A 26263-nucleotide genomic window follows, 5' to 3' on the forward strand; every position below is an offset into this window, starting at 1 on the left:
TTTTATATGCAACGTTTTTTAGATGGATGGCACAGCCCATCTCTTAATAAACACATGGAAATCGCGGTGTATGGTCACTACGGATTCGCTCTATTGATGATTCCAACCGCCGCCGCTGATTACCTCGAATACGAACGTTTCCAACTCATTGATACGATTGCAAAACCTATCAACGAAGGGAAAGTGAAAGTTTTTTCGGTCAATAGTATCAATACCGAGAGTTGGTTAAACAATCACATGAGCGGACGCGACAAAGCGGTGCGTCATCAACAGTTCAATGAGTATATTTTTAACGAAGTGATTCCGTACATCAAAAGCCAAACAAGCCCTGATACGCCGATTATTGCGGCAGGAGCGTCGTTTGGGGCGTTACATTCGGCCAACCTTTTCTTTCGCCGTCCTGATTTGATTAATGGGGTGATTGCCATGAGTGGGTGCTATGACCTAACAGCTTATACCAAAGGGCATTATGACGACAATGTCTATTTCAACTCACCTGTTCATTATTTGCGAAACCTTTCGGATGAAGCTTATTTGGCAAAGTACCGTGCGAGTAAACACATCCACATTGTCACGGGCTCGGGTAGTTACGAAGACCCTGATTCGTCACGCTACCTTTCGAGCGTGTTGAACTCTAAAAATATCCCGCATGAGTTAGACGTTTGGGGGCACGATATTCCGCACGATTGGCCATCTTGGCGAAAAATGTTGCCTTATTACCTCGAAACTCGCTTCTAACTCTCAGCGAATTACCACGATTTTTCCTGTTGCCTTGACTCCGTCGGCAACAGGAATATCTTCTCCGTTTTTCTTGACAGTCACCCGATATATGTACGTTCCTGCGGGTAGGTCGGCGGTATTTGTCCAAATCCATTCATTAAAACCAACGCGGGGCACAAACGAAGCAGTTTTGAAGGTTCGTCCCGTCATATCTACCAGTGCAATTGTGGCTTCGGTGGGGTTTTCTTTGCCCGAAACCGTAAACGAAACTTTAATAAGATCACTAGCTGGGTTGGGAGTGGCTTCTACCGAAACCAGTTTTTGTTCATTTATCACTCGGAAATTGATTTGATAAACGCCTGTTCGGTTTAAAGTGGCATCGGCGCCCTGAAAACGAAGGGTATAAACTCCGTCGGGAAGGGCTGAGGGGCGAAATTCAATCCGAGCTACGTTTTGGTTGTCGGCGGGTACAAATCGAATGACTGAGCTAGAAAAAGCAATGCGCTGGAAGGTCGTTTGTGAGGGGCGTTGCAAAAACAAATCCATGCCCAACGTATCTCTTTTGAAAAGAAAACGATTCTCGTCTTTAAGTTGAAACAAAATCGTTGGTGTAGCCGAAACTACTTCTCCGTCGCGGATGCGCTGTCCGTCAAAAAACACATCAAGCGTAGGTGCAAAGCGGTCGGGTACAACCGTAAACGGTAGATTGATGGTGTTGTTGTCATAGTTTTGCTCAGGCTGACGGCGTGGGTTTATCGTTACCAACAAACGGTTATCTCCGCCTTTTCCCAACGTAGGCATTGCAACGGTAAACGCCGCTTCTTCATTGGGCTGTAAGCGTCCCAATTTTCGCTCACTCATTTGGGGCGCACCTGTGGGACTAAAAATCGTTTGCTGAACAACCAGCGAATCGCGAAAAGCAACAGGAGAGATATTTTTGAACGAAACATTGACTGAAACCACTTCCCCTTCTTGACGTTCAAGCGCGCCGTTCAGGCTTGCGGTGGCACTTCCTTCGGGAACGGGAGTATAATTGACCCACCAATTTCGTAATTGCAAGGGTGTACTCACTCGGGCATCATTGTTGGCCAGTTGAAGCCTTAAACGAAGGTAAGGATACGTATTGGCGTCAACGTCTTGGAGAGAAACGGGTCCCGTGGATACGCCTGTTTTTACTACCTTTTCAGTACCGTTGAGGGCGACGCCAATAACCTCTAAGGTCGCTTGTGTTTGCTTGGAAGTGAGCGGTTCTGTGTTGTAATTCAGCATTTTCCATTGACTAGCTGGCCCCACCAATGAAGAGGTAATTTGCCCTTTTCCACTGTTACTTTTCAACGTAAAGTTATCCAATGTAAGTCTCCTAAGGCTTGGGGCAAGGTCATTGGGGTCAGGAACAACCTCAACGGCAAGTTGTTTGGCTCCTTTCTGAACAATCAGCAAATAAGGGCTTTGAAGACGTGCCATACTCGCCTGCGTCAGTCCCAGCTCAGCCAGTTTAGTAAGCTCTGAGGTAGGCCATAAATCAAATTGAATACCGTTGAGCGTCATCAGTACAATCCAATCACCGTCAGGAACGGCATCTACCCATTTACTAAAAAGCTTATCGTTTACAATCTCGCGTTGGCGGAGGGTATTCATAACGTAAGGCGGATTTCCGCAATTACGGCTGGGCATCACCGAATAGGCTTGCAGGTTGTCGCGGTGAAGCGCTGTAACCGCAAGATTGGCGCCAGGTCGCCAATTGTCGATTTGGTCGAAGGTGGTGCAATTGCCTTCCACTACTAACAAAATGTCGTTGATGGATAATTGTGACGCTTTATAACCCTCATTAAAAGCCCCGACGGAACTTCCTGCCACTACGGCTTTTACATTGGTGGAAACGGTTTTGTACGACCAAGTAGGTTGGGCGTTGACAGATAAATTTACCTCCAACGGAGTAGCTTTGGTAAACTGAGGAGGCTGACGCTGTGCCCAACCTTCGCCGCCATTTTTGACAAAGGTAAACGAACTTTCGGTCCAGACGTTGTCGCTGTTTGCGGGGCGGTCGGCATAGCGAATGCGCCAATAATAGGTCGTTGAGTCGCGGTTAAGAAGTGTTACTTTCCAACTTGGGAGCACCGTTGCAGAGACGGCTTGGGTACGTTTGAAAGGACTGTCAAAACGGGCAGTAGTATCAATTTCAAAGGTGTAATTTCGGTTACTATTATCAATTTGCTGCGCTACAAGCAGGGTAGTTGGCAGACCATTTTCGGTCGTAGAAACCACGGAATACTCAGCAGGCAACAAAGGGTAAGCCCCTGCAACGGGTAAACTTAGCTCAACAGAAGCTACATTATTCGTACGACTGTTTTCGGACAAAATAGTGTTGGGGTCAATTTGAACCTCAAAACGATTCAAGCCACTCTGGCTACGGTCGTGGGGAAGGCTGAAGGTAAGTGTATCAAGGTACGCAACGGCTGAGAAACTAGCGTCATAGGCCGAAACAATTCCGTCGCGGGTAGTACGGGTAAGGCGAATGGGAAGTTTTTCGTTGCGATGAAGTCCCAAGTTAGAGACTATTACCTTGATTTTAAGCGAGTCACTAAACGCAGAAACAGCAGCTCCGTTTTTGCCTTGAACCAAAATACTTTGGCTGTTAACAGCATAGTCAGGTTTTTGGGTGGGGAAAATCACCACGGCAGGGTCGCCTTGAAGTGTCATTTGTTGGGCATCTGCTTGGTACGTAGGGTCTTCGGGGTAAAGCGCCAACGTTTTACGGATAATTTGCTGGTAAACCTCCCCAAACGGACGATTGAAGTTGGTACTGTCACCCAGCATGACGTTGTAAAAGGTATTGGCATAATCATTCAGCGAGTACACATAAGCCACGTTGGAATGTGCTAAAAACAAAATAGCCCCGCGGTCTTTGGTCGTAATCCAGTCTTGGGCGTAGGTTCGGCTGTAGCCAAACGTAAAATTCCCCACCACGCAGCCATTGGCAAATACCAACGGATAGCGGCCTTTGTTGCGGTAACCAAACACGTCGTTGGACACCATGCCCAAGTCAATATCGGTGACGTTGAGGGCCGAATGACCAAATAGCGTCATAATCCCCGCTCCTTCGTTGACTTCGTTGGTAATGCCCACGTACTCAATGGCTTCGTCAGTTTTTTTGGTGATGGTTGTTACTTTGGCACCTAAAAATTCTTTTTGGGCTTTTTTCCTGAAAGACTCCATGATACCCAAAAATTGCCCTTGCTCAAAAGAATTGGTGCCACCACTCAAATGCAGGATGTTTTTTCGCCAAAGTGCATTCATCGGCGTGGCTTCGTGCTCTTTTACTTTTTCCAAATAGTTAAGCACTTCCTGCGGATTATCAGTCCAAATTCGCCCCGTCGGAAGGGCAGGCACGAGCGGGGGTTGCCCCTTCAATCCGTGTGAAAACAGATTGTCGGAGCCAGGCCATCCAAACGTTGGCACCATGTCCACATTCGCAAGGTTAGAATTGGTACGGTTAAAGTCAATTTGTTGGGTACGCCCTACAATAAACAAAAACTTGGGACTACCTTTTTCGACCATAAATTGTACAAAACGACGCACTGCCAAAGGGCTAAATTCACCATAATTAAACTGATTAACAAGCAAATCCATTTGCACGGTGAGGGTGTCGTATTTCCCTCCTGCGACAGACGCTCGGTAGCCACCAAACTGTTTGGCGACGTTGATAAGGTTACGGTGCGTCACCACCAGATAATTGGCTTTCGTAGGGTCAATGTTGCGGAACGAAACGCGCTGTATGCTCGGAACGGCCAATGTTGCACGTGTGGCAAAAAGCGTTTTTTCGGCGGCAGTTTCCCGCACTACGGCTTTGAGGGTGCTGTTTTCGAGGGTTGAACCAACGCGACCTACGTTGTTTTTATCGCTGATGTCAAATAAGCGTGTGGCAGCGGTAGCATTGGCAATTTCGAGGTACGATTTGTTTTGAGAATTGGGTAAAAGGTAAAAGTATTTCTGAGAAGTATTGAGTACATCAAAACGTTGGGGATAGCGGAGGCGGTAATAAGTCACGCTATAAACATCTTCGGCTTGGTTGGGAAAACCACCTCTTGAAACCGTGGCAATTGAAATACGATTGCTATCGAGCGAGACGTCCGAAAATGAAATAGGATACTGAACCAACAACGCATTTTGGTAACTAAACCGAACCGTATCCACCAATCGATTGGCATTGACCGTACTTCCAACGCTGATTTCGATAAAATGGGCGCGGTGGTCGCGACCCATCAAATGCAGCTCAAGCTGAGGTTGAAAAGCCGTTCGGACGGGATTTTCGAGGGTGAATCTTCGCTGGTTTCGTTTGTTGATGGAAATTTCTGGCCCTGTCCATCCTTCACCATAATCATAAAAAGAATTTTGTGCCCCACTAGAGGAACCTAAAGGGTACATCAACCCTTCTGACATGCCCGTGTAATTGTAACTAGCGATATTGGAAACCAGTAAATCTTCGCGGTGATAAGGCTCAGGACTGAGCGTCGGTGTTGGATTTTCCTGATAAAAACCCATGCGCTTGCCTGCTTGCCCATCAAGTCGCCACGTCAAAAAGTAGGCAGTAGTGTCTGAATAAAGATTGTATAGTTTGTGAGGTTGTGCGCTGTGGGGAAGATAGAGAAGCGAATCTTGCGTTCCGTCGTTGCCTTCCCCGTAAAACTCAAGATAATCGCCCTCGTCCAATCGATTATCGCTTTCACCTTGAATAAAAATAGCCTGTTCTTGCCCCCTGAAAAACAACTGAATGCTGGTAGGGTTGAGGGTCGAAACGGGAACGCCCGCTTGCCGAAGTTCATTGGTAGAAATACGATAAAGCCCTTTTTGCGCAACAGGAATTTTAAAATACGTTTGCTGAAAATTTATCCACTCGTTGCCGTAGCGCTGGGCGTTGGTTGAGAAAGCAACAATAAAAAAGAGAAACGTAGCAATTTTCGCCTCTACCTCAAATCTAAGTTTCATGGGTTTTACTCGCTGATATTGAAGATGCAAGTTAACGACTCAGCGAAGAAATGGCAAGTATTTAAAAATATGTTATGCTTGCAGAGTATTTTTTACAAAAAAAATGGTTGTTTTGTGGTAAGGAATCTAAAACGTTAAACAATAAGACGAAACAACCTTAAAACATGAACGCATACATTGTAGCAGGATACCGCACCGCCGTGGGAAAAGCCCCGAAAGGTGTTTTTCGTTTTACCCGCCCCGACGACCTTGGCGCAGAAGTAATCAAACACATGATGGCGCAGTTGCCGCAGCTTGACCCTGCTCGGGTGGATGACCTCATTGTAGGAAACGCCGTGCCCGAAGCCGAACAAGGAATGCAAATTGCGCGTTTTATTTCGCTGCTTGCTTTGCCTAAAAGCGTCCCTGGTTTTACGATTAACCGTTACTGCGGGTCGGGAGTAGAGGCGATTGCGATTGCAGCGGCTAAAATCAACGCGGGTATTGCGGATTGTATCGTGGCAGGAGGCGTAGAGTCGATGTCGATGGTGCCAACAACGGGTTGGAAAACAGCCCTTAACTACGAAATCGCCAAAGACCACGCTGATTATTACATTGGAATGGGGCTAACAGCCGAGCAAGTAGCTAACCAATTTAAAATTGGCCGTGAGGAGCAAGATGCGTTTTCGTTGGCATCGCATCAGAAAGCCTTAGCTGCGCAAGCTGCGGGTAAATTTGACGGAGAAATTGTGCCTATTACGGTAAAAGAAACGTTTTTCGACGCCAACTCAGGAAAGAAGAAAACAAAAGAATACGTAGTAAACAAGGACGAAGGCCCACGCGCTGACACTACCCTCGAAGCTCTAGGGCGTTTGAAACCTGTATTTGCGGCAGGTGGAAGTGTGACAGCGGGGAACTCGTCACAAACTTCGGACGGAGCGGCGTTTGTGGTGGTGATGTCTGAAAGAATGGTGAATGAGCTAAACCTCAAACCAATTGCGCGCATGATGTCGTACGCATCGGCTGGGGTGGAGCCGCGCATTATGGGTATCGGCCCCGTGGCGGCAATTCCGATTGCGCTTAAACAAGCGGGGCTTACCCTCAATGACATTGACCAAATTGAATTGAATGAAGCTTTTGCAGCTCAGTCGTTGGCAGTAATAAAAGAATTAGGAATTGACCCGACTAAACTTAACCCTAACGGAGGTGCTATTGCGCTTGGACACGCCCTTGGCTCAACGGGTGCGCGTTTGTCGGTGCAGCTTTTCAACGAAATGCGTCGTCGCGAGCAGAAATACGGCATGGTAACGGCCTGTGTTGGCGGTGGGCAAGGTGTCGCAGGAGTTTATGAGTTTTTGAACTAATACTGTGCAAGTTTGCAAAGAGCAGTTTGCAAAAGGCAAGTTGGCAAGGAGCAAAAGGCAGAATACCAACTTTGCCTTTTGCTTTTTTGCAAACTTGCCCTTTATTTTTACCCTTTGCCTATTTGCTTTTTTGCCTCTTGCCTTTTTGCCCTTAATCTTTCACCGCAATTACTGAAATCTCAACGTTGACATCCTTTGGTAGGCGCGAAACTTCCACTGTTTCACGGGCTGGGTAGTGTCCCGAGAAAAAGTGTCCATACACTTCATTTACTTTTCCAAAATTATTCATGTCCTTCAAAAAAATGGACGTTTTGATGATGTTGTGGTAGTGCAGTCCTGCTTCTTTGAGGATTGCTCCAATGTTTAACATCACCTGACGCGCTTCGTTTTCGATATTGCCCGTGACGAGGTCGCCGTTGTCAGGGTCAATGGGAATTTGTCCTGATACATACAACGTATCGCCAACCATCACAGCTTGCGAATAAGGGCCAATGGGCGAGGGAGCCGCAGTGGTGAAAATGATTTTCTTCGACATAACTATAAAATTATAAGGTTAATTTGGTCACTTCGCCTCCGAATTATCATTCTTAGGCTGGCTGGTACTATTGACTGTGGACAGTCAACTGTGGACTTACTCCAATTCGCGTAAATACATCTGGATGGTGTTTTCTAGGCCGTAGTAGAGCGCGTCGCAGATGAGCGCGTGGCCGATAGATACTTCGTCTAAGTGCGGTATTTGTTGTTTCAAAAATCGCAGGTTATCGAGGCTCAAATCGTGTCCCGCATTCAACCCCAAACCTACTTCTTTGGCAACGTTCGCCGCTCGTATATAGGATTCCACGGCTGCCTCACGGTTGTCAAAATACTCAGCGGCGTAGGGTTCGGTATAAAGCTCTACTCGGTCGGCGCCGCAAATTTTGGCACCTTCAACCATGGCTTCGATGGGGTCAACGAACACCGAAACCCGAATCCCTGCCGATTTGAAGGTCTGTACCAAATCCGTCAGGCGATCGCGGTGCGAAATCGTGTCCCAGCCTGCGTTTGAGGTAATCGCCCCCAAAGCATCAGGAACGAGCGTTACTTGAGCGGGCTGCGTTTTCAAGACCAACTCAACAAATTTCTTTTCGGTAGGATTTCCCTCAATGTTAAACTCAGTGGTGACGACTTCCTTGAGTTCAAGAACGTCTTGGTAACGAATATGACGCTCGTCGGGACGGGGATGAACCGTGATGCCCTGCGCTCCAAATCGCTCGCAATCAAGCGCAGTTCTCACGACATTTGGATTATCGCCGCCCCGCGAGTTGCGGAGGGTAGCAATTTTGTTGATGTTTACACTAAGACGAGTCATAAGCGGTAGTTAATTAATGGTCGAATAGACACACCCAAAGGTATTCGGAAAACGACTTTTTGACAATTTTTAGTTCAGAAACTTGATATTCTGAGTTTTTATCTATATTTCGTCAAAATATTTATTCATCAAACACTTTATCAACCTTGAAAGAAACCTATCACAAATGGTATTCCCCCACCTTGGGGCGCGACATTGAGATGCAGGTATTTGGGCATTGGGGGTATCCTATTTTGCTCTTTCCGACGTCGATGGGGCGTTATCACCAAAACAAAGATTTTGGACTGATTGAATCGGCGCGATGGTTGGTTGAATCAGGCAAAGTAAAGCTCTATTCGGTTGATAGCATCGACCGAGACAGTTGGTACGCCAAACACCTTCATCCTTCGGTACGCGTACACAATCACAGTATTTACGATAGCTTTTTGACCAACGAACTCGTGCCTACGATTCGCCACGAATGTAACGTTGACAAAATTGGGGTAGCAGGTTGTAGTTTTGGCGGGTACCACGCCCTCAATTTCGCCCTGAAACATCCCGAAAAAGTAGCGTATTTATTCAGCATGAGCGGAGCATTTGACATCCGTAGCTTTTTGGAGGGCTACAGCGACGAAACGGTCTATTACAACAATCCTGTCGATTTTATGCTCAACGAGGAAGGCTGGAAATACAACCACATGAAAATCGTGCTAGGGACGTCCGAATGGGATATTTGCCTCAACGATAACGTGCGGATGTCGCAAATCCTGAATTCAAAAGGCATTAATCATTGGCTTGACATTCGTGGATGGGAGAGCCACGATTGGCCACTTTGGAACAAAATGTTTCCGCATTATCTCTCATTAATGGGTTTATAAAAAAGCCCCCCTACCCCCGATGGGGGCTTAAAAAAATAACTAGACTCCCCCATTGGGGGTGGGGGGCTCAAACATCATGAAAAAAATAGGAATCTTACACGGAATGGAAAATACGTTTCCGCAGGCATTTGTGGAGCGTGTCAATCAATTGGACGGAAAAAATATTGTAGCTGAACCCGTACTCATCGACCGCGTAGTACAAGGTGAAGCCACGGATTATGCCGTCATCATCGACCGTATTTCGCAAGATGTACCGTTTTATCGGGCTTTTTTGAAAAATGCCGCTTTGTGCGGAACGGCCGTTATCAATAACCCTTTTTGGTGGAGTGCTGATGAGAAGTTTTTTAACAACGCCTTGGCCGTAAAATTGGGTGTTCCTGTGCCAAACACGGTGTTAATGCCTTCCAAAGAACGCCCTGACGACACGACAGAAATGTCGTTCCGTAACTTAAAAATGCCGATGGCTTGGGGAGAAATGTTTGACTATGTAGGTTTCCCCGCGTACATGAAGCCACACGCAGGTGGTGGTTGGAAGAGCGTTTATAAAATCAATGACATGGACGACCTTTGGCACAAACACGCCGAAACCGAGCAGTTGGTGATGCTTCTCCAAAGCGAAGTGACGTTTGAAGATTATTACCGTTGCTACTGCCTAGGTGGTAAATACGTTCACATCATGCCTTACGAACCACGCAATCCGCACCATCTGCGGTACGCGACGCAGCCAAAAACAACGGGCGAGGCACACAAAAAATTGATTGCAACCATTACCGATTACGTACTTCGTTTGAACAAAGCCTTAGGCTACGATTTTAACACGGTAGAATTTGCGGTACACAACGGCATTCCGTACGCGATTGACTTCTGTAACCCTGCTCCTGACGCTGATATCCATTCGGTAGGACAAGAAAACTTTGATTGGATTGTCGATAACGCCGCTAAAATGGCGATTGAAAAAGCCCAAGCCCACAAAGACGGCCAAACCAATTTGACATGGGGCTCGTTTGTGCGCACTTCGGCGATGAACTTGCCGATTAGCCATTTGGCCAAAGGCGACGTAGAAGCCACCGAAGAAAAGCCTAAAAAAGCAGCACCTAAAGCGAAAGCCGAAGCTCCTGCAAAAAAAGCGCCGAAAAAGAAATAAGTAAAAGATAGTCCGTAAGCGACGCCGTCATTTCGGCAGTTGCTTGCGGACTAGCCTAAACTGCAACCTGTAAACTATTCCAATACCTATGCACAAGTTTACTATCGGCATTGAAGAAGAATTTCAAACAATAGACCCCGAAACCCGTGCCCTTCGCTCGCACATGTCAAAGATTGTTGAGGATGGAAAAATCATTCTCAAAGAACGTGTGACGGCCGAAATGCACCAGTCGGTGGTGGAGGTAGGAACCAATATTTGTACCAATATTCAGGAAGCGCGCCAAGAAGTTACGTACCTGCGCAAGATGATTATTGACCTTGCAAAACAGCAAAACTTACGGATTGCTGCCGCAGGAACGCACCCGTTTTCGGATTGGCAAGACGAATTAATTACGCCCAACGAACGCTACGACAAGCTCATCGAAGAAATGCGCGACGTGGCTCGGGGAAATTTGATTTTTGGTTTGCACGTTCACATCGGGATTCCTGACCGCGATACAGGGGTGAAGTTGCTCAACTCGCTGACGTATTTTTTACCGCACATCTATGCCCTTTCGACCAATTCGCCTTTTTGGTGTGGGCGCAACACAGGCTTTAAATCGTATCGGTCGAAGGTGTTTGATAAGTTTCCACGAACGGGCATTCCTGAATACTTCGAAACGGCGCACGATTACGACGACTACGTCAATTTGCTCATCAAAACGGGCTGTATCGACAACGGTAAGAAGATTTGGTGGGATATGCGTTTGCACCCGTTCTACAATACCATCGAATACCGCGTGTGTGACATTCCGATGCGTGCCGACGAGACCATTTGTTTGGCGGCATTAATGCAGGCATTGGTAGTGAAGATTTACAAATTGATGAGCAAAAACCTCAATTTTCAACACTACCGTAAAATCCTCATTAATGAAAATAAGTGGCGCGCCGCTCGGTATGGTATTCACGGAAAACTGATTGATTTTGGGCGCAAAGAAGAAGTGCCTTATTTCAAATTGGCGGAAGAACTCCTTGAGTTTGTCGATGATGTCTTGGATGAACTAGGAAGCCGTAAAGAAGTAGAGTACATCCACAAAATCTTAGAAATGGGCACAGGTGCCGACCGACAGTTAGCCGTCTGGGAAGCCACCCACGATTTGAGTCGCGTGGTCGATTACATTGTCGAAGAGACATCTTATGGATTGTGAAAAAGTGTCAAACAAGTTGAAGAATTACATTTTTTGTAGTTCTTCAACTTAATTATTTCCCTGCCTAACTAAAAAAACTCAACAAAAAGGAGCGAATTTGCTCGTATGTATCGTTAACAATAGACGGTACAACAATTCATCCATTTCATGAAAAAAACGATTCTTTTCTTCTCTTTGCTCTTTGCTCTTTCCTGCAAAAAAAATGATGTTCCCACACCCGTTACAACTCCTGTTTGCAATATCAGCAGTGAAACTGGTAGAGACAATGCCTACCGACTCGACTACGTATATGCTCCCAATGGCGTGCCTGAAGGTGTCAATATTTCGGTAAAAGACAATGCAACTGGGCAATTAAAAGCTACTGGCAAAGCCGTATATACTTACGCAGACAACCGATTGGTAAAAGTAGTGGACGGAGACGTAGAAGAGACTATCGAATACAACGCCAATGGCTCCATTGCTCGATTAACTGTGGTAAAAACCCCCGAGGCGAATTACGTCAATTACGTACTGAACTTCACCACCGATGCCAATCAGCGCATTACGAAAGTCACTGACTCAAAGGGTATGGAAGCAACCATTACGCGTGACGCACAAGGCAATATTCTGGAAACCATCACCAAAGATACCCGTACCAATCAGGAAGTTTTTCGGGTTGTACTAATGGGTTATGATAACAAAAAGTCGATGTTTGATGCTTTTAAGGGCTGGCAATTTAGCGTATTAGGCTACTATGCCGATTATATCAAATTTCCACTTTTTACCACAAAAGCGGGAGGAAATGCCACCAAACGTACTGAATACGAATCAGGCAAGGCTGTGAGAGAAACGACTTACACATTTACTTATACCACCGATGGGTTTCCGTTGACGGAACAAACCCTTACACGGTTTTTGGATGGTTCGGGGATTTCAACCTACAGCAAAACATTTACCTATACCGATTGTAAATAAGTCAAAAAAGGAACTGCCCTAGAGCAGTTCCTTTCTGATCTTCGTGGCAATTTCTGCCAGTTCTTCTTGGCTCATTTTGAGCTTGTTATTAAAGTTCATGTCTGCCATGCTGTTGAGCGGGATAAGGTGTACGTGGGCGTGAGGGACTTCAAGCCCTACCACCGCAACACCAATTCGCTTGCACGGAACCGCTTTTTCTACGGCGGCCGCCACTGCTTTTGAAAACTGCATCAATCCCGTGTAAAGGGCATTGTCTAAATCAAAAATATAATCGACTTCTTGTTTTGGAATGACGAGGGTATGTCCAGGTGCGCAAGGGAAAACGTCAAGAAAGGCTAAAAAATCGTCAGTTTCAGCGATTTTGTGGCACGGAATTTCTCCATTAACGATACGAGTGAAAATAGAAGGCATAACGGTAATTGTTAAATTTGGGGAGCAATATACAAACAAAAATAGCTCCTTTGTGGCTACCATCGGCGACGAATTCGCATTTTGTATAACCCTAATCGACGGGTAATGTTGAAGGTAGCGACTTGATACGCGTCGTTTTTCTTGGCATTGCCAGCATAACTAACCCCGTCTAAATAATCAGAAGTTGAAAGCCTAAAAGACGCTTCAAGCCCTACAATCCACTCGGGAGAAACATCGTATTTGATACCCAACCCAACGGGGAAGGACAAATGAAAAGCACTGTAGTTGGCGGCGCGGTCGATGGCAATGCCTTCACGTATCCAAGTGTAGGGAGTTTGGCTTTCGTCGAAGTTGATTTGAGGTTTGGCATAAACTACCGATATGCCCGAAAAGAAATAAGGCGAAAAGAAGGATTGAAATCCATTTTGTTGACGATAAAAAATCGGGTTCATGTTGTAGAAATCCCATTCGAGCAAGAGCGAGTTTTCAACAAAATTGGTTTCCAAGGTCAAATTGCGAGAAAGGCGAGTGGGGTAGTGCTTATCGCGCCCCCAAAATTGCCCTCCTTGAACGTTGTAGCGAAGTGCTACCACGTCTCCAATGTACTTTCTTGCATAAAGATTGACGGAGGGACGAAATTCTCTTGGCCATAAATCGTGCCGATTGAGGTCGCCTAAATAACCTACTGTGCCCGTGCCGATACCTACTTCCCAGCGGTGCATCGACTGGCAAAATGCTGCACGGGCTGATAACAATAATAGTGCCGAAATAACGAATGAACCCAATAATCGCGTCATTAGGGGGATTTTGAGGGTTATGTGATTGAATGAATAGGGTAAGTTCTGAGAACGATAAATAGTAAGCAAAAATAGTACCAACGTCTATTAATTAAGTAGAGAAAATAAAAAAGAGGGCACTTTGAAGGGGTAGTTTTTAAATTTGTAAAAAACGACTTTTGGTTTTTCAGGACAAAACTTCTAATTTTGCGCTCTGATTTTCAGGGGTGTGTCAGAATAGACACATTTTTTTTGTCAAGAAACAGACTTAACAGATTCAATAACAATCACAAAAACCATGGCACGTGATTTAAAATTCACAAGAAACATTGGGATTGCTGCTCACATTGATGCGGGTAAAACCACCACAACGGAGCGTATTCTTTATTATGCAGGGGTAAGCCACAAAATCGGTGAAGTACACGACGGTGCAGCGACGATGGACTGGATGGCGCAAGAGCAAGAGCGCGGTATCACCATTACGTCTGCGGCTACAACAGTAGATTGGAAATGGAGAGACAACAGTTACCACATCAACATCATTGACACTCCAGGTCACGTTGACTTTACGGTAGAGGTAAACCGTTCACTTCGCGTATTAGATGGTCTTGTGTTTTTGTTTAGTGCGGTAGATGGTGTTGAGCCTCAATCTGAAACTAACTGGCGTTTGGCCAACAACTATAACGTTGCTCGTTTGGGCTTCGTGAACAAAATGGACCGTTCGGGTGCTGATTTCTTGAACGTGTGCAAGCAAGTAAAAGAAATGTTGGGTAGCTACGCAGTACCTTTGCAGTTGCCTATCGGTGCAGAAGACCAATTCAAAGGGGTGGTTGATTTGATCAACAACCGTGGTATGATTTGGAATGAGCACGATAAAGGAATGACGTATGAAGTTGTGCCTATTCCTGACGATATGAAGGAAGAAGCGGCTGAGTGGCGTGAAAAACTCCTCGAAGCAGTAGCAGAATACGATGAGTCGTTGATGGAGAAATTCTTCGATGATCCAGATTCAATCACGGAAGACGAAATCTTGACTGCTTTGCGTGCAGCGGTGATTGACATGAAAATCGTTCCAATGCTTTGTGGCTCTTCGTTCAAAAACAAAGGAGTACAAACCATGCTTGACTACGTGATGGCGTTGTTGCCTTCACCACTTGACAAAGAAAGCATCAAAGGTACAAACCCAGACACAGGCGCTGAGATTTCTCGCAAGCCAAGTGTTGATGAGCCTTTTGCTGCTTTAGGATTTAAAATTGCAACTGACCCTTACGTAGGTCGTTTGTGTTTTATCCGTGCTTATTCAGGGGTGTTGGAAGCAGGTTCTTATGTGTTGAACAACCGTTCGGGCAACAAAGAGCGTATTTCTCGTATCTTCCAAATGCACGCCAACAAGCAAAACTCAATCGAGCGCTTAGAGGCAGGTGACATTGGTGCGGTGGTAGGTTTTAAAGACATCAAAACGGGAGATACCCTTTCTGATGAGAAAAACCCAATTGTTCTTGAATCAATGGTATTCCCTGATCCAGTTATCGGGTATGCAATTGAGCCTAAGAAAACAGCTGACCAAGATAACTTCTCGAAAGCAATTGGTAAGTTGATTGAAGAGGATCCAACGCTTCAAGTAGAATCAAACGAGGAAACAGGCCAAACCATCATCAAAGGGATGGGTGAGCTTCACTTAGAAATCATCATCGACCGTATGCGTCGTGAGTTTAAAGTAGAAGTAAACCAAGGTGCTCCTCAAGTAGCTTACAAAGAGGCGCTTACGAAAAACTTTGAACACCGCGAAGTATATAAGAAGCAGTCGGGTGGTCGTGGTAAATTTGCCGACATCGTGTTCGAAATCGGGCCACGTGATGACCAGAAAGAAGGAGAAGAAGTTAAAACTGGTTTGTTGTTCGTCAACGAAATCGTGGGTGGTGCTATTCCTCGCGAATTTATCCCTGCGGTACAGAAAGGTTTCACTGACTCTATGAAGAACGGCGCATTGGCTGGTTACCCAATCGATTCAATGAAAGTTCGTCTCTTCCACGGTTCGTACCACGATGTTGACTCTGACTCATTGTCGTTTGAATTGGCAGCTCGTATGGGCTTCAAAGAAGCGGCTCGTCAGGCAGGTCCAAAATTGTTGGAACCAATCATGTCAGTAGAAGTAGTATCGCCAGACGAATACACTGGTCCTATCACAGGTGACTTGAACCGTCGTCGTGGTATGATGAAAGGAATGGATACAAAAGCAGGTTCGCAAGTAATCAAAGCGGATGTACCATTGTCAGAATTGTTTGGTTACGTAACTGACCTTCGTACGATTTCATCGGGTCGTGCAACTGCTAACTTGACGTTCTCGCACTATGAATTCTTGCCAAACAACTTGGCGGAAACCGTAATCGCTAAGTCGAAAGGATAAGCCCCTAAATCCCCAATGGGGACTTCAATAAAATAAATAGCTCCCCATTGGGGCAGGGGGGCTATTTCCTATCGGAGTTAATGGCTCTTTCGATGGGGAAATTAATAATCAATCAGAGCCAACCAATTATAATGAACCAGAAGATTCGTATCAAATTGAAGTCATTTGACCACAACTTGGTGGACAAATCGGCCGATCGTATCGTGAAAGCGGTAAAATCAACGGGAGCTGTGGTAAGCGGACCTATTCCATTGCCTACAGAGAAGCAAATCTACACAGTTTTGCGTTCACCTCACGTAAACAAAAAATCACGCGAGCAGTTCCAACTTTGCACTTACAAGCGCCTTATCGACATCCACTCGTCAAGCGCTAAAACTGTAGATGCCTTGATGAAACTTGAGTTGCCAAGTGGTGTTGATGTCGAAATTAAAGTTTAATGACATTTGGTTTCAAATAAAAAGCCGACGCTGCAAAGTGTCGGCTTTTGTTGTTTTTTGGGACTCAAAGATTTTTAGTATGTTCGAGGTTTATAGTAAACTTTGTCAAGTTATGGAAGACAAGCTACTCGAACTGCTACGGAATTTCTACCCAACTGAAACATTCAATGGTAGAAATGACCCTACTACTCAACGTATTCAAGAATTGATTCGAAAAGGATATAAAGAGGGCAAGCATAGCGCTTTTCTTGACGAAATTGAAAACAAATACGGCGAAAAATACCGAATCAATACCTTTAGGGAGTCTTCTTGGGCGCCGAGTTTTGGGTTTGTAATGGAATGTTCTAATGAAACAACCACACATCAAGTAAGCTTTTATGCCAGCATTTTGGCATCTCAGTACTGCTATTTTGTTAAATCTTACCAAAAAATCGGGAAGCCTGCCCCACCAAAAGATGAAAATGAAAAAGCTTTTTATACAAAGTTGGGAGGACTCCTTGACCAAGAACGCCGATAAGTCTTCCAGCACCTCTACTTGGACGAACACTTAGCGGCTAAACTTGACACATTGACCGAATGGCTGGCGAAAAATACCAACGTGCTTTCTATGTGGCATTCGACGAGTATGTATCAATGGCTGCGACAACACGCCGATTCTTACCAAGCGTATAGTCCACGAATTTATATCAATGAGACTCCCAACGATTTAACACAGGAGTTAAACTTCATTCTATGGCTGCAAGAGAAGTTTCTCAATTTTTCGCTTTTTTCTGCCTATTTGTTCGAGAAAAAAGTACATGGACTTGTCCACCATTATGACTCGGGCATTCCTACGTTTGGAAAGCTTCTGTTTGGACACAGCGCGCCCGACCAGAGAATAAAATTGCTGTAGGAACGTCGTTAATTATCCACCAATCGTTCCCGTTTTGACTTCTCCTGTTCGCTTATAATTAGCAAAAATGACCCCGTTGGAAGTAACTAGACTTTCGACCATCGTAAATGAAGTAGGAATAATCCCTTCTCCAAACAGCCGCTTACCTGTTCCGAGAATGACTGGAAAAATCATGAGCCAAAGTTCATCCACTAACTCGTGTTGAAATAAGGTTTGAGCAAAATTTCCACTGCCAATCACTTTCAAAATTGAGCCATCTCCCGCTTTAAGTTCTTTGAGGCGAGTCACGACATCCCCGCTGATTTGCTCAGAGTTTACCCAAGTAAGTTCCAGCGGATTGTTTGATACAACGTATTTGGTGACTTCATTAATACCAGGCCATCCGTCGGCACGTTCGGGCCAATAGGCAGCAAAAAGCTCATACGTGTTGCGCCCTAAAAGAAGATCGGTAGGGCTGAGGTTGTTTTGCATGAAGGCATCGGCTTCCTCGTCAGCCTTGTAGAAGAATGGAGCCGTCCAACCACCGTATTTGAACCCGTTGGATGGGTCTTCTTCGGGGGCTCCAGGAGCTTGGATTATTCCGTCCAATGAAATAAATTCTTGGATGATGATTCGTCGCATTTTCGTCAGATTTTAGTAAGACAAAGGTGGCTAACAAAGCTGACAAGAACGGAGTGTAAATGCGACAATCTCAGCGGCTAAATGCGACAGATGTTGAAAAGGGAAGCTCATTTGCACAAAAATCACTAGCACAGGCTAAACGACCCGTGCTAGTGATTAAAGAGGAACCCCGTAGTGCTTACTTAAACCCAAACAAAAAGGGAAACAAGAACGTCACGACGATGGTCCAGAGGCTGTAAATAGGTAAATAAATCGCAATTGTTTTTCCCACGTTGGCGAGAGTAGCCTTTTGGGTCAGTACTTTGGAAAGCTGTATCATTACGAGCAATAAATTCACCAAAATAAGCAAGTTTCCGCCCAATACGGCCGTACGGTTGGGGGTAATGCCCCATTCCGAAATCCGAAACAAAATCGCCGAGAGTGCCACGCCATTGACCACAATTGTCAGCGCCGAGAGCAGAAACAGTACCCATACTTGGGCGCGGTGGTGAGAAGTTTTGGAGGTTTCGGCAATCGAAAAGAAAATGAGCGCCATCACTCCAATGAGCAGGGCATTAAATACCATCAAAAACTCACGGTTGTTGTACGGGTCTTTGCCCGAATAAATGATGGCACCGAGGTACACCACTAGCATCACCAACACCAACGGACTGAAAATTTTGGCAATAACGGGTGATACTTTGCCTACCAAATGCGGATTGGTTTGGGTAAGGTAAGTGCCTACCAAAGGCGCGGCGGCAAGTCCAAAAACACCGATGTTTTCAAAATAAAACTTACCGATGTCAAGATTTATCAACGAAAACAGACCGACAGTAATCATACTTAATATGCCGCCCGAAATGACAATCAGCGTGGTCATCACCACCAAGTCGCCGTTGTATTTGAGATAGCCCAACCGTTTTTCGGGGTGGTTGGAGTCACCCACAAAGGCAAACCCAAGAATAGACCACGAAAACAAAATAAGGTGAATGCAGGATAGCGTCAGGGTATCGCTTGTGGGTTGGTCGGGAAGACTGTTAATAAAGACAACTGCCACAACAAATGCTCCTGCAAGTAGGGCCATTGTCTTTGTCGAAACGTTGTTTTTCCAACCAAAATAGGCGGTCAGAAGCGGGAAAATGATAAATCCGATGTTGCGGGTATAAAAAAACTCTTCGTTGAGCTGGGCAAAAGCAGGGAGTTTGGCAATGAGACCCGCCACCAAAGATGCCCCCACCAGAAGGGCAAGGTCTTGGCTTGTACCCCATTGAATATCGTCGCTGTCGTAGCTTAATCGTTCATGCCAAACGTCGGCGATGGAGTTCCCTTTCAGTTCGGGATAAACGGAGTTAAAAGTACGTTTGAATAATGCTTTATTGGAGCGGTACAGCTTCTCAAGCTGCTGCGGCTCGTTGATATGCGCTGTGATTAGGTCTTTCATAGGAGATGGAGGTTATTGGTGTATCTGATAACTGTTATTGGTGTATCTGTTATCGAGTACACTGATAACCGATAACGAATAACAGTTACACGAATTAATTCCACAAAGTACCGTTGAGACCTAGTACAATTCCTAACCAGAGGGCGATAATGTACCCTACCACACTCACGAGAATAGCAAGTGCTTTTTGCCAGCCGTTTTGTGTACCTAACAGACTTACCAAGTAAGTAGCTCCACCGCCCGCTGCTCCAGCCAAAGGGGTAATAATGAGTGGTTTTACCATCCAGAAAGTACCCCATTCTGGTCTTGGCGTATTGACACTAAAAACAAAAAAAGCAATGATGGCGAGCGCAATACTCGCTCCGATGACAGAGCGCTTGATAAAAGGTGCAGGCTGAAAGGGCTGCGGGGCGAAAGCGTTGGTTGGTGTCATAAAAATGAGGTGTTGACGGATGATAAAATGACTGTGATTGAGATAATCAAAAGTACTTTGTATTGCAAAGTAAATAGGTTCACAAACTATAATCCAAACAAAATCTCAAAATTATTTTTTTGAAGACTTTCTATGCTTTCGATAGGTAGTTGAATCCGACTTTTCAAGTTTCATTCAGCCTGCTTTATGGTCGCGCTTTTCTTGGGCTTTTGGAACAAATAACTTTCTTCCCTAGGAAGAAAACGTTCGAGCCAAGGTGCTTCGGCGGTGGTAAGGCTTTTAGCGTTGATTTTGAGGGAGTCGAACGACGCGCTAGGTTGACGGATGAGGATTTCGCGACTGGCCAAAGGTTCTCCCAAGTGGCTGTCGCTGAAATTGTAAGAAGTACAAATGCAACTTAGGGTGTCAGCGTGCATCCAATCGTTGTTTTCTCCCCAAATTCCGCAGTTGAAATGCCGATACCCCACGGGGTTTTTGTAACCACTGCCATTGGGATAGACGTTCAAGAAAAAATGAAGTTGCGGCGAACTGCCTCCAATAAACTCTGTCCAGCCGTCAAATTCAATGGCCTTCCAATAGCGTTTTAAGCTCAAAAAACCGTGTTTCTCCACCGAAATTTGCCACGCAATGCGGTTAAATGTATAGCCATCATTTTTGCCGCGGGCCTCGTAGTTTCGGTTGTAACTGTACCAATTGCCTACAATGCCTTTGGCTAAAGTTGAAGTGTCGGCTACTGAGCGAATGATTTTGCCTGCTGTATTTTGCCTCGTAAAGAACAAATTCCACAAAGTCATAGCTACTAAGCCCGCACAGGCAACGGCAGTAGCTATTTTCCAGCGTTGTTCGGAAGATTGGGGGGCTTTGGTTTCTTCCGACGGAGAAGATTCTGCGGAAGGTTTATTGATATTGGTTCGTACGGTGGTGGGCTCAAAACCATTGGCTTGTCGGTATTCGTCGAGGGTAGCATATCCGAGGGTGCGAACCAAGGCCAACATAAAATGGTCGGTGGTGCCAATAAATGCTTTTGTCGATTTTAGGAGGTCATCGTGGCGGTCGCGGAAGGTACTGCCGCCAAATTTATAGGTTTCGGGGCCAATGCCTTTTTCGTGTAGTTCGAGGCTTTTTTGGTGGGTGGCGTTGCCAACAAAAGCGGGTAGTTGTCGCTTATGTTGTTTTTCGTAATTACTGCTTTTCGACCAATTGGCGTTGCCCAACACCTGATTCATCGAGTGCGGAGGGGTTCGGAAATCGGTATAGGGCAAGCCCAGTTCTTCTTGAAAATACCGTTCGAGGACTTGGTTCCAAAGCTTTTCAAACAAAGGGCGGGCTACTTCAATGTTCATGGTGATGATGGTTTACAACGGTCAGACGGTAGTCAGACCGTTTTGCCGTAACCTCCGTCGTACGACGGTCAGACGGTAGTCAGACCGACTCCGTCTGACTATCGTCTGACGGAGTTGCAAGTTATCTTTTTTTTAGAAAAAGCTGTGTAATCCCGCTGTAACTACCCCTTACACAGCGAGTCACTAGCGGTTACCCTTGACTTTTGGGTAGGAAAACCTCCAATTTTCGGTCATAAACATAAACCGAACTCTTATCCGATGAACACCCAACTTTCCCAACCCTCGCTCTGGCAAAAATTGAGCGATTTTCAATTAGACGATTCTCCAGAGGCCGCTGTGCAGTTTTCTGACAAGTTAATCAACGAACAAAAATGGTCGCCTGAGTTTGCCAAACGGGCGATGGCCGAGTATAAAAAGTTTTTGTATCTCTGTCTTACGATGCCCCAAGGAGCGTCGCCCTCGGAGGTGGTCGATGAAGTCTGGCATTTGCACCTGACCTACACACAAAGTTACTGGCAAAAACTCTGCGGAGAAGTACTCCAACGACAACTGCACCACTACCCCAACAAAGGAGGCTCTTCCGAAAACCAACGCCACCGAGATTGGTACGCTGATACCCTAATTGCTTACGTCAAAGAATTTCAAGAACTGCCTCCTGTCGATTGCTGGCCTTTGCCCAAAGGACTAGAACTGGAAAGCTATCTGGCACCGAACTCACCCTTCCGAACACCAACTTTGCAAGTGACACCTCAGTGGGAAGGCCACAAGTATTGGCCAGTTGGAGCGGTTGTCATTGGGCTATGCGCGCTCGGAATGTTTATGCTGTCGGGGCCTCAGTTTTTGTTGACTTTTCCACTTTTGATGGCTTGGGCTTGGTGGGGAACGTATCAGAAAATCCAGTATAAAAAACGGGTTATGGGAGAGGCTGCAAGGCAATTACACCCGTATCATTTTGCGGCTTTGTTTAAAGATACAGAAACCCTATTCCGAACCCTCGTGGCTGATTTTGCCGAAAGGGGGTGGATTCGCTACCAAGACGAAGGAAAATTTGGGTGGGATGAGCAAGCACAACAACCGATGATGTATTCGTTGCAAGCCCAAGATAAAAAGGAACTGCAAGCGGGACTTCTGAGGGCGTTTTTGTATCCGTTTGCCGAAATAATGTCGAAAAAATCCATGGCCCTGAGAAATGAGCTTGCCAAAGATGTGGCGGTTGGCTTGTTTCAATGGTGGGTAATCATGGTTGGACTGGCGCGCGTGGCGCAAGGGATAGTGAATGGCAAGCCCGTGATTTTTTTGCTATTACTGTTGATTATTTATGTGTTGGTTTGGATAGTGTTGGGGCAGTTGCCGTTGATGGACAATGAAATGAAAAAAACGTACCAATCGAAGGCTTGGGAAGGGTATATTACAGCGGGAGCGCTCACTTTTCTATTATTTGATTCTTCATATAGTTTGGGTAGTAATCAAACCCTTCAGCGCGTGTTTGATAAACCCACCAAAAATAGTGGTGGAGGAGAAGGGGGGGCAGGATGCAGTAGCGGCGGTGATGGTGGCGGAGGTGGCTGTGGAGGCGGATGCGGTGGCTGTGGGGGGTGCGGAGGAAGTTAGAAATAAGTTTTTACAAACACTTCAACTTAATGTATCTTCGTGCAAAAGCTATTATAACACCTTGATTGTTGTCTGAATGAAACCCGCCCTTTTTCTTTTTTTATTCGCTGTTCAAATCGTTTTTGCCCAAAAGAACGCCTCTCAATTATTGGACAGTGAGGTTAGCACTGTCGTTGAGAAATACATTGCCGAAAATAAAATTCCAGGGGCGGTAGTAGCCATCAAAAAGGGAAATAAGGTGTTGCTCAAAAAAGCGTTTGGATACGCAAAACTGAAGGAATTTGACGGCTCAGTGTCGGACCATCCCGAAACGATGACGGTAAATCACTTGTTTGATATTGCTTCATTGACCAAAGTGATTGGGACAACCACGGCCATCATGAAGCTACACGACGAAGGAAAACTCAACGTGGACGACCCCGCATCAAAATACGTCAAAGGCTTAGACGAAGGAGACAAAGCCAAAATTACCCTCCGTCATTTGTTGACGCACACGTCGGGGATGTACGAGTGGTATCCGTTGTACTATTTTTCGCAACAACGCGCTACTACTTATGAGTTTATCAAACAATTACCGCTGAAATATCCCGTGGGTGAAGGGCGTCATTATTCGGATTTGGGCTTTACGATTTTGGGCGAAATTATCGAAAAGGTGTCGGGGAAATCGTTGGATGTTTACGTTAAAACGGACATTTTTACCCCGCTCAAAATGACTAAAACGACCTATAAGCCTGATAAAAAGGCAAATATCATCGCAGCGACGTCATTGGGAAATCCCTACGAAAAACGGATGGTGGAAGACCCTTCTTTGGGATTTGTGCTCAAAGACCTTGACCCGAAAAGCTGGAACGGCTGGCGACAGTACGTTTTGCAAGGAGAAGTAAACGACGGTAATGCGTGGTACGCCAACGAAGGAATTTCGGGCGCGGCGGGGCTATTCTCGACCGTAGATGACCTGCAAAAATTGGTAGATATGCTCAAAAACAACGGCAAAGTCAGAGGGAAATCGTTTATTTCAGAAAAAACTGTAGCACTTTTTTTGACCCAAGATACCTTCAAGAACGGCTTTGGCTGGATGATGGATCCGATAAATTCCTTCATGAAAAATGGCCCAGTGGGTACGTTTGGTCACACGGGCTTTACGGGAACGAGCATTTCGGTAGTTCCTGAAAAAAAACTCTCCGTGATTATTCTCATCAACCGTCAAAACATGGGTTTACAAGCCACCAAAGACTATTTTAACCCAAACCCAATTCGCGACGCCATCTTTAAAGCCGCAATGAAGTAACAGAAAAATTTAAAGAACAGTTTTAACTACTAAACACACCTTTTCAAACCATGAAAACTTCTCAAAAGTACCTCATTTTTAGCCTAATGTTACTCACTGGTTCCTTGGTTGGTTGCAAAGAAAATTTCAGCTATCAAGTGCTTGAATCAAATTATTTTATCGGCAGTTGGGAGTGGAGCAATGCGTTCACACCTACCGTTATAATCAAACGTAAGCTTATTTTTGATGCCAATGGAACAGGAAAAATAGCTTCTCCCGATGGTCTTGTTCAAAGTGCCGACGGTCGCCTAAGTAATTTTGAATGGGTGTTTGACAAAACAGACAGCACGCTACTTGTCAACCAAGAGACATACAAGATAATAGAGCACGGAAAAGATTATTTTGTGTGGACAAAAGGAGGGGGAAATAGTCAGAAAGTTGTGCGAAAATAATGTAGCAGTAGTATCTTGCTCACAAATTTTTATCAAAAAACAACAACCGCGTCAGAGACGCAATGTCTTATTTCGCCCCGAACTACGATTCGGGGCGAAAAAGGTTATTTCTTCAACTCCTTGACACTTTTTAGCAATTCCTCCAACTCTTTCAGCTTTGTAGGGTTAGCCTCGGCTAGGTTATTTTTTTCTCCCAAATCCGTTTTTAGGTTATACAACTGAGGTTTTGTATCGTTCCCTAATTCTGTATTCGTTTCAACGCTCATTTTAGCGCGGTTGCTGGGTTCAATGTACTTCCAATCGCCTTGAATGACCGAAAACGTCCCCGCGTGTTCAATCACGTGGTCGCGGCCTTTTTGGTCTTTGCCCAACAGCGCAGGCAAGTAATTGCGCGTGTCGGGGGCAGTAGTGGCATCAAACGTTTGCCCTGTCAAACTAGCAAACGAAGCCAACAAGTCGATTTGACTCACCAGCGCGGGAGAAACCCCCGCCTTGATTTTTTGTGGCCAACTCACAATAAACGGCACGCGCGTTCCTGCGTCAAACGCGCTGTATTTGCCGCCCCGCAGCGGTCCCGCAGGCGTATGCCCATTGAGCAGTTCGACGGCTTGGTCTTGGTAGCCATCGTCCACCACAGGGCCATTGTCGCTCGAAAAGACAATCATTGTATTTTGGGTGATGCCCAGTCGGTCGAGCGTTTCTAGCACCTTGCCTACTGCCCAGTCCAGTTGCAGAATCACGTCACCGCGTGGTCCCATGCCACTTTTCCCCGCAAACCGTTCGTGAGGTACGCGTGGTACGTGGATGTCTTGGGTGGCGAAATACAAGAAAAAGGGCTGTTTGGCGTGGTTTTCGATGAACGAAACGGCTTTTTGAGTAAAAATGTCGGCCATGTCTTCGTCTTTCCAACGGGCACTTTTCCCTCCCGTCATGTAGCCAATGCGCCCAATTCCGTTGATGATGGTAAAGTCATGCCCGTGCGAATGTTTCATTTTGAGCAGTTCGGGGTTGGCACGGCCCGTCGGCTCGTTGCCAATAGGTTCTTTAAAACTCACCTTGATGGGGTCGTTGGGGTCGAGGTTAACCACACGGCGATTATCGACATACACACAGGGTACGCGGTCGCCCGTAGCTGCCATGATAAATGACTCATGGAAGCCAATGTCCAGCGGGCTTGGTTTAACTTCGCCATTCCAATCGGGGCCACCTTGCGGCCCTAAGCCCAAATGCCATTTCCCAACAACTCCCGTTTGGTAGCCTGCTTGTTGGAAAACCTGTGGCAACGTACTACGACCTGGCAAAATCAGGGCGGCGGCATCGCCAGTGGCCACCCCCGTCCCAGGCTTTCGCCAAGCATACTCGCCCGTCAGCAACGAGTAGCGCGAAGGCGTACAAGTAGCAGCAGTGGTGTGGGCGTTGGTAAATCGGATTCCTTTTTTAGCCAGTCGGTCGATGTTGGGCGTAGCGACTTTTTTTGCACCGTAACAACTTACATCCCCGTAGCCGAGGTCGTCGGCATAAATGATAATGACGTTGGGTTTGGAGGCTTGGCCATGCGCCAACAAGCAAAGGCAAAACAAGGCAAAAGACCAGAAAATTTTTCTCATAAAAAGGTTGGGATAACTAGGTTTAGGAGGAGGCAAAAATAGGCCTGC

Annotated in this window: 23 protein-coding genes; 13 read left to right on the forward strand and 10 right to left on the reverse strand. The window is 45.9% G+C overall.

Annotation, left to right across the window (positions count from 1 at the left end; all coding sequences use genetic code 11):
* Window positions 1-6 precede the first annotated feature (6 nt).
* Window positions 7-738, forward strand: a complete 732-nt coding sequence (locus tag DTQ70_RS29725; protein ID WP_122934166.1) for an esterase family protein — start codon at window positions 7-9, stop codon at window positions 736-738.
* 3 nt (window positions 739-741) lie between these two features.
* Here the strand turns inward: DTQ70_RS29725 and DTQ70_RS29730 are convergent, their stop codons facing one another.
* Entirely contained in the window at window positions 742-5706 is a 4965-nt protein-coding gene (locus DTQ70_RS29730; protein WP_122934167.1) for a C25 family cysteine peptidase, read from the reverse strand.
* 164 nt (window positions 5707-5870) lie between these two features.
* Between DTQ70_RS29730 and DTQ70_RS29735 the strand changes: the two genes are divergently transcribed.
* Window positions 5871-7049 carry an acetyl-CoA C-acyltransferase gene (locus DTQ70_RS29735; RefSeq protein WP_122934168.1) on the forward strand — a complete coding sequence of 393 codons (1179 nt, stop codon included), beginning with the start codon at window positions 5871-5873 and terminating at the stop codon, window positions 7047-7049.
* A gap of 151 nt (window positions 7050-7200) precedes the next feature.
* Here the strand turns inward: DTQ70_RS29735 and DTQ70_RS29740 are convergent, their stop codons facing one another.
* Window positions 7201-7584, reverse strand: a complete 384-nt coding sequence (locus DTQ70_RS29740; RefSeq protein ID WP_122934169.1) for a RidA family protein — start codon at window positions 7582-7584, stop codon at window positions 7201-7203.
* Between the two features lie 96 nt (window positions 7585-7680).
* Window positions 7681-8397, reverse strand: coding sequence for a pyridoxine 5'-phosphate synthase (locus DTQ70_RS29745; protein ID WP_122934170.1), 717 nt, complete (start codon window positions 8395-8397; stop codon window positions 7681-7683).
* 146 nt (window positions 8398-8543) lie between these two features.
* Between DTQ70_RS29745 and DTQ70_RS29750 the strand changes: the two genes are divergently transcribed.
* From DTQ70_RS29750 to DTQ70_RS29765, 4 genes are all read left to right on the forward strand, one after another.
* The gene (locus DTQ70_RS29750; protein ID WP_122934171.1) at window positions 8544-9254 is read left to right on the forward strand and encodes an esterase family protein; all 711 of its coding nucleotides are present in this window, start codon (window positions 8544-8546) and stop codon (window positions 9252-9254) included.
* 76 nt (window positions 9255-9330) lie between these two features.
* Window positions 9331-10398: a RimK family alpha-L-glutamate ligase gene (locus DTQ70_RS29755; protein ID WP_122934172.1), complete on the forward strand. Its 1068-nt coding sequence runs from the start codon at window positions 9331-9333 to the stop codon at window positions 10396-10398.
* An 88-nt stretch (window positions 10399-10486) separates the two neighbouring features.
* On the forward strand, window positions 10487-11584 hold the full coding sequence (locus DTQ70_RS29760; RefSeq protein ID WP_122934173.1) for a carboxylate-amine ligase: 1098 nt from the start codon (window positions 10487-10489) through the stop codon (window positions 11582-11584).
* A 147-nt stretch (window positions 11585-11731) separates the two neighbouring features.
* Window positions 11732-12538: a hypothetical protein gene (locus tag DTQ70_RS29765; RefSeq protein ID WP_122934174.1), complete on the forward strand. Its 807-nt coding sequence runs from the start codon at window positions 11732-11734 to the stop codon at window positions 12536-12538.
* 18 nt (window positions 12539-12556) lie between these two features.
* Here DTQ70_RS29765 and DTQ70_RS29770 read toward each other — a convergent pair whose 3' ends face one another.
* Both DTQ70_RS29770 and DTQ70_RS29775 read right to left on the reverse strand, forming a co-directional pair.
* The gene (locus DTQ70_RS29770; protein WP_122934175.1) at window positions 12557-12949 is read right to left on the reverse strand and encodes an HIT family protein; all 393 of its coding nucleotides are present in this window, start codon (window positions 12947-12949) and stop codon (window positions 12557-12559) included.
* Between the two features lie 56 nt (window positions 12950-13005).
* The gene (locus tag DTQ70_RS29775; RefSeq protein ID WP_122934176.1) at window positions 13006-13746 is read right to left on the reverse strand and encodes a DUF6089 family protein; all 741 of its coding nucleotides are present in this window, start codon (window positions 13744-13746) and stop codon (window positions 13006-13008) included.
* Window positions 13747-14023: 277 nt separating this feature from the next.
* On the opposite strand from DTQ70_RS29775, the gene fusA reads away from it, so the two are divergent.
* The 4 genes from fusA to DTQ70_RS29795 all read left to right on the forward strand — a co-directional run bounded on the left by fusA (window position 14024) and on the right by DTQ70_RS29795 (window position 17461).
* On the forward strand, window positions 14024-16132 hold the full coding sequence (fusA, locus tag DTQ70_RS29780; RefSeq protein ID WP_122934177.1) for an elongation factor G: 2109 nt from the start codon (window positions 14024-14026) through the stop codon (window positions 16130-16132).
* 131 nt (window positions 16133-16263) lie between these two features.
* Window positions 16264-16569: a 30S ribosomal protein S10 gene (gene rpsJ / locus DTQ70_RS29785; protein ID WP_028522456.1), complete on the forward strand. Its 306-nt coding sequence runs from the start codon at window positions 16264-16266 to the stop codon at window positions 16567-16569.
* Between the two features lie 112 nt (window positions 16570-16681).
* Entirely contained in the window at window positions 16682-17086 is a 405-nt protein-coding gene (locus tag DTQ70_RS29790; protein WP_164490268.1) for a hypothetical protein, read from the forward strand.
* Between the two features lie 18 nt (window positions 17087-17104).
* Window positions 17105-17461, forward strand: a complete 357-nt coding sequence (locus tag DTQ70_RS29795) for a hypothetical protein (RefSeq protein WP_122934179.1) — start codon at window positions 17105-17107, stop codon at window positions 17459-17461.
* A gap of 12 nt (window positions 17462-17473) precedes the next feature.
* On the opposite strand, the gene DTQ70_RS29800 is transcribed toward DTQ70_RS29795, so the two are convergent.
* From DTQ70_RS29800 to DTQ70_RS29815, 4 genes are all read right to left on the reverse strand, one after another.
* Window positions 17474-18082 (reverse strand): dihydrofolate reductase family protein, encoded by a 609-nt coding sequence (locus DTQ70_RS29800; protein ID WP_122934180.1) that lies wholly within the window; start codon window positions 18080-18082, stop codon window positions 17474-17476.
* 178 nt (window positions 18083-18260) lie between these two features.
* A complete protein-coding gene (locus tag DTQ70_RS29805) occupies window positions 18261-19502 on the reverse strand; it encodes a DUF4153 domain-containing protein (protein ID WP_122934181.1) in 1242 nt (413 codons plus the stop codon).
* A gap of 94 nt (window positions 19503-19596) precedes the next feature.
* A complete protein-coding gene (locus DTQ70_RS29810) occupies window positions 19597-19935 on the reverse strand; it encodes a potassium transporter KefB (RefSeq protein WP_122934182.1) in 339 nt (112 codons plus the stop codon).
* Window positions 19936-20105: 170 nt separating this feature from the next.
* Window positions 20106-21278, reverse strand: coding sequence for a hypothetical protein (locus DTQ70_RS29815; RefSeq protein ID WP_122934183.1), 1173 nt, complete (start codon window positions 21276-21278; stop codon window positions 20106-20108).
* Window positions 21279-21536: 258 nt separating this feature from the next.
* On the opposite strand from DTQ70_RS29815, the gene DTQ70_RS29820 reads away from it, so the two are divergent.
* From DTQ70_RS29820 to DTQ70_RS29830, 3 genes are all read left to right on the forward strand, one after another.
* The gene (locus tag DTQ70_RS29820; protein WP_122934184.1) at window positions 21537-22889 is read left to right on the forward strand and encodes a hypothetical protein; all 1353 of its coding nucleotides are present in this window, start codon (window positions 21537-21539) and stop codon (window positions 22887-22889) included.
* A gap of 76 nt (window positions 22890-22965) precedes the next feature.
* The gene (locus DTQ70_RS29825; RefSeq protein WP_122934185.1) at window positions 22966-24177 is read left to right on the forward strand and encodes a serine hydrolase; all 1212 of its coding nucleotides are present in this window, start codon (window positions 22966-22968) and stop codon (window positions 24175-24177) included.
* Between the two features lie 50 nt (window positions 24178-24227).
* On the forward strand, window positions 24228-24608 hold the full coding sequence (locus tag DTQ70_RS29830) for a hypothetical protein (RefSeq protein WP_122934186.1): 381 nt from the start codon (window positions 24228-24230) through the stop codon (window positions 24606-24608).
* Between the two features lie 104 nt (window positions 24609-24712).
* On the opposite strand, the gene DTQ70_RS29835 is transcribed toward DTQ70_RS29830, so the two are convergent.
* Complete coding sequence (locus tag DTQ70_RS29835; RefSeq protein ID WP_122934187.1) at window positions 24713-26215, reverse strand: arylsulfatase; 1503 nt, start codon at window positions 26213-26215, stop codon at window positions 24713-24715.
* Window positions 26216-26263 lie beyond the last annotated feature (48 nt).

Source organism: Runella sp. SP2, from assembly GCF_003711225.1.
GTDB lineage: Bacteria > Bacteroidota > Bacteroidia > Cytophagales > Spirosomataceae > Runella.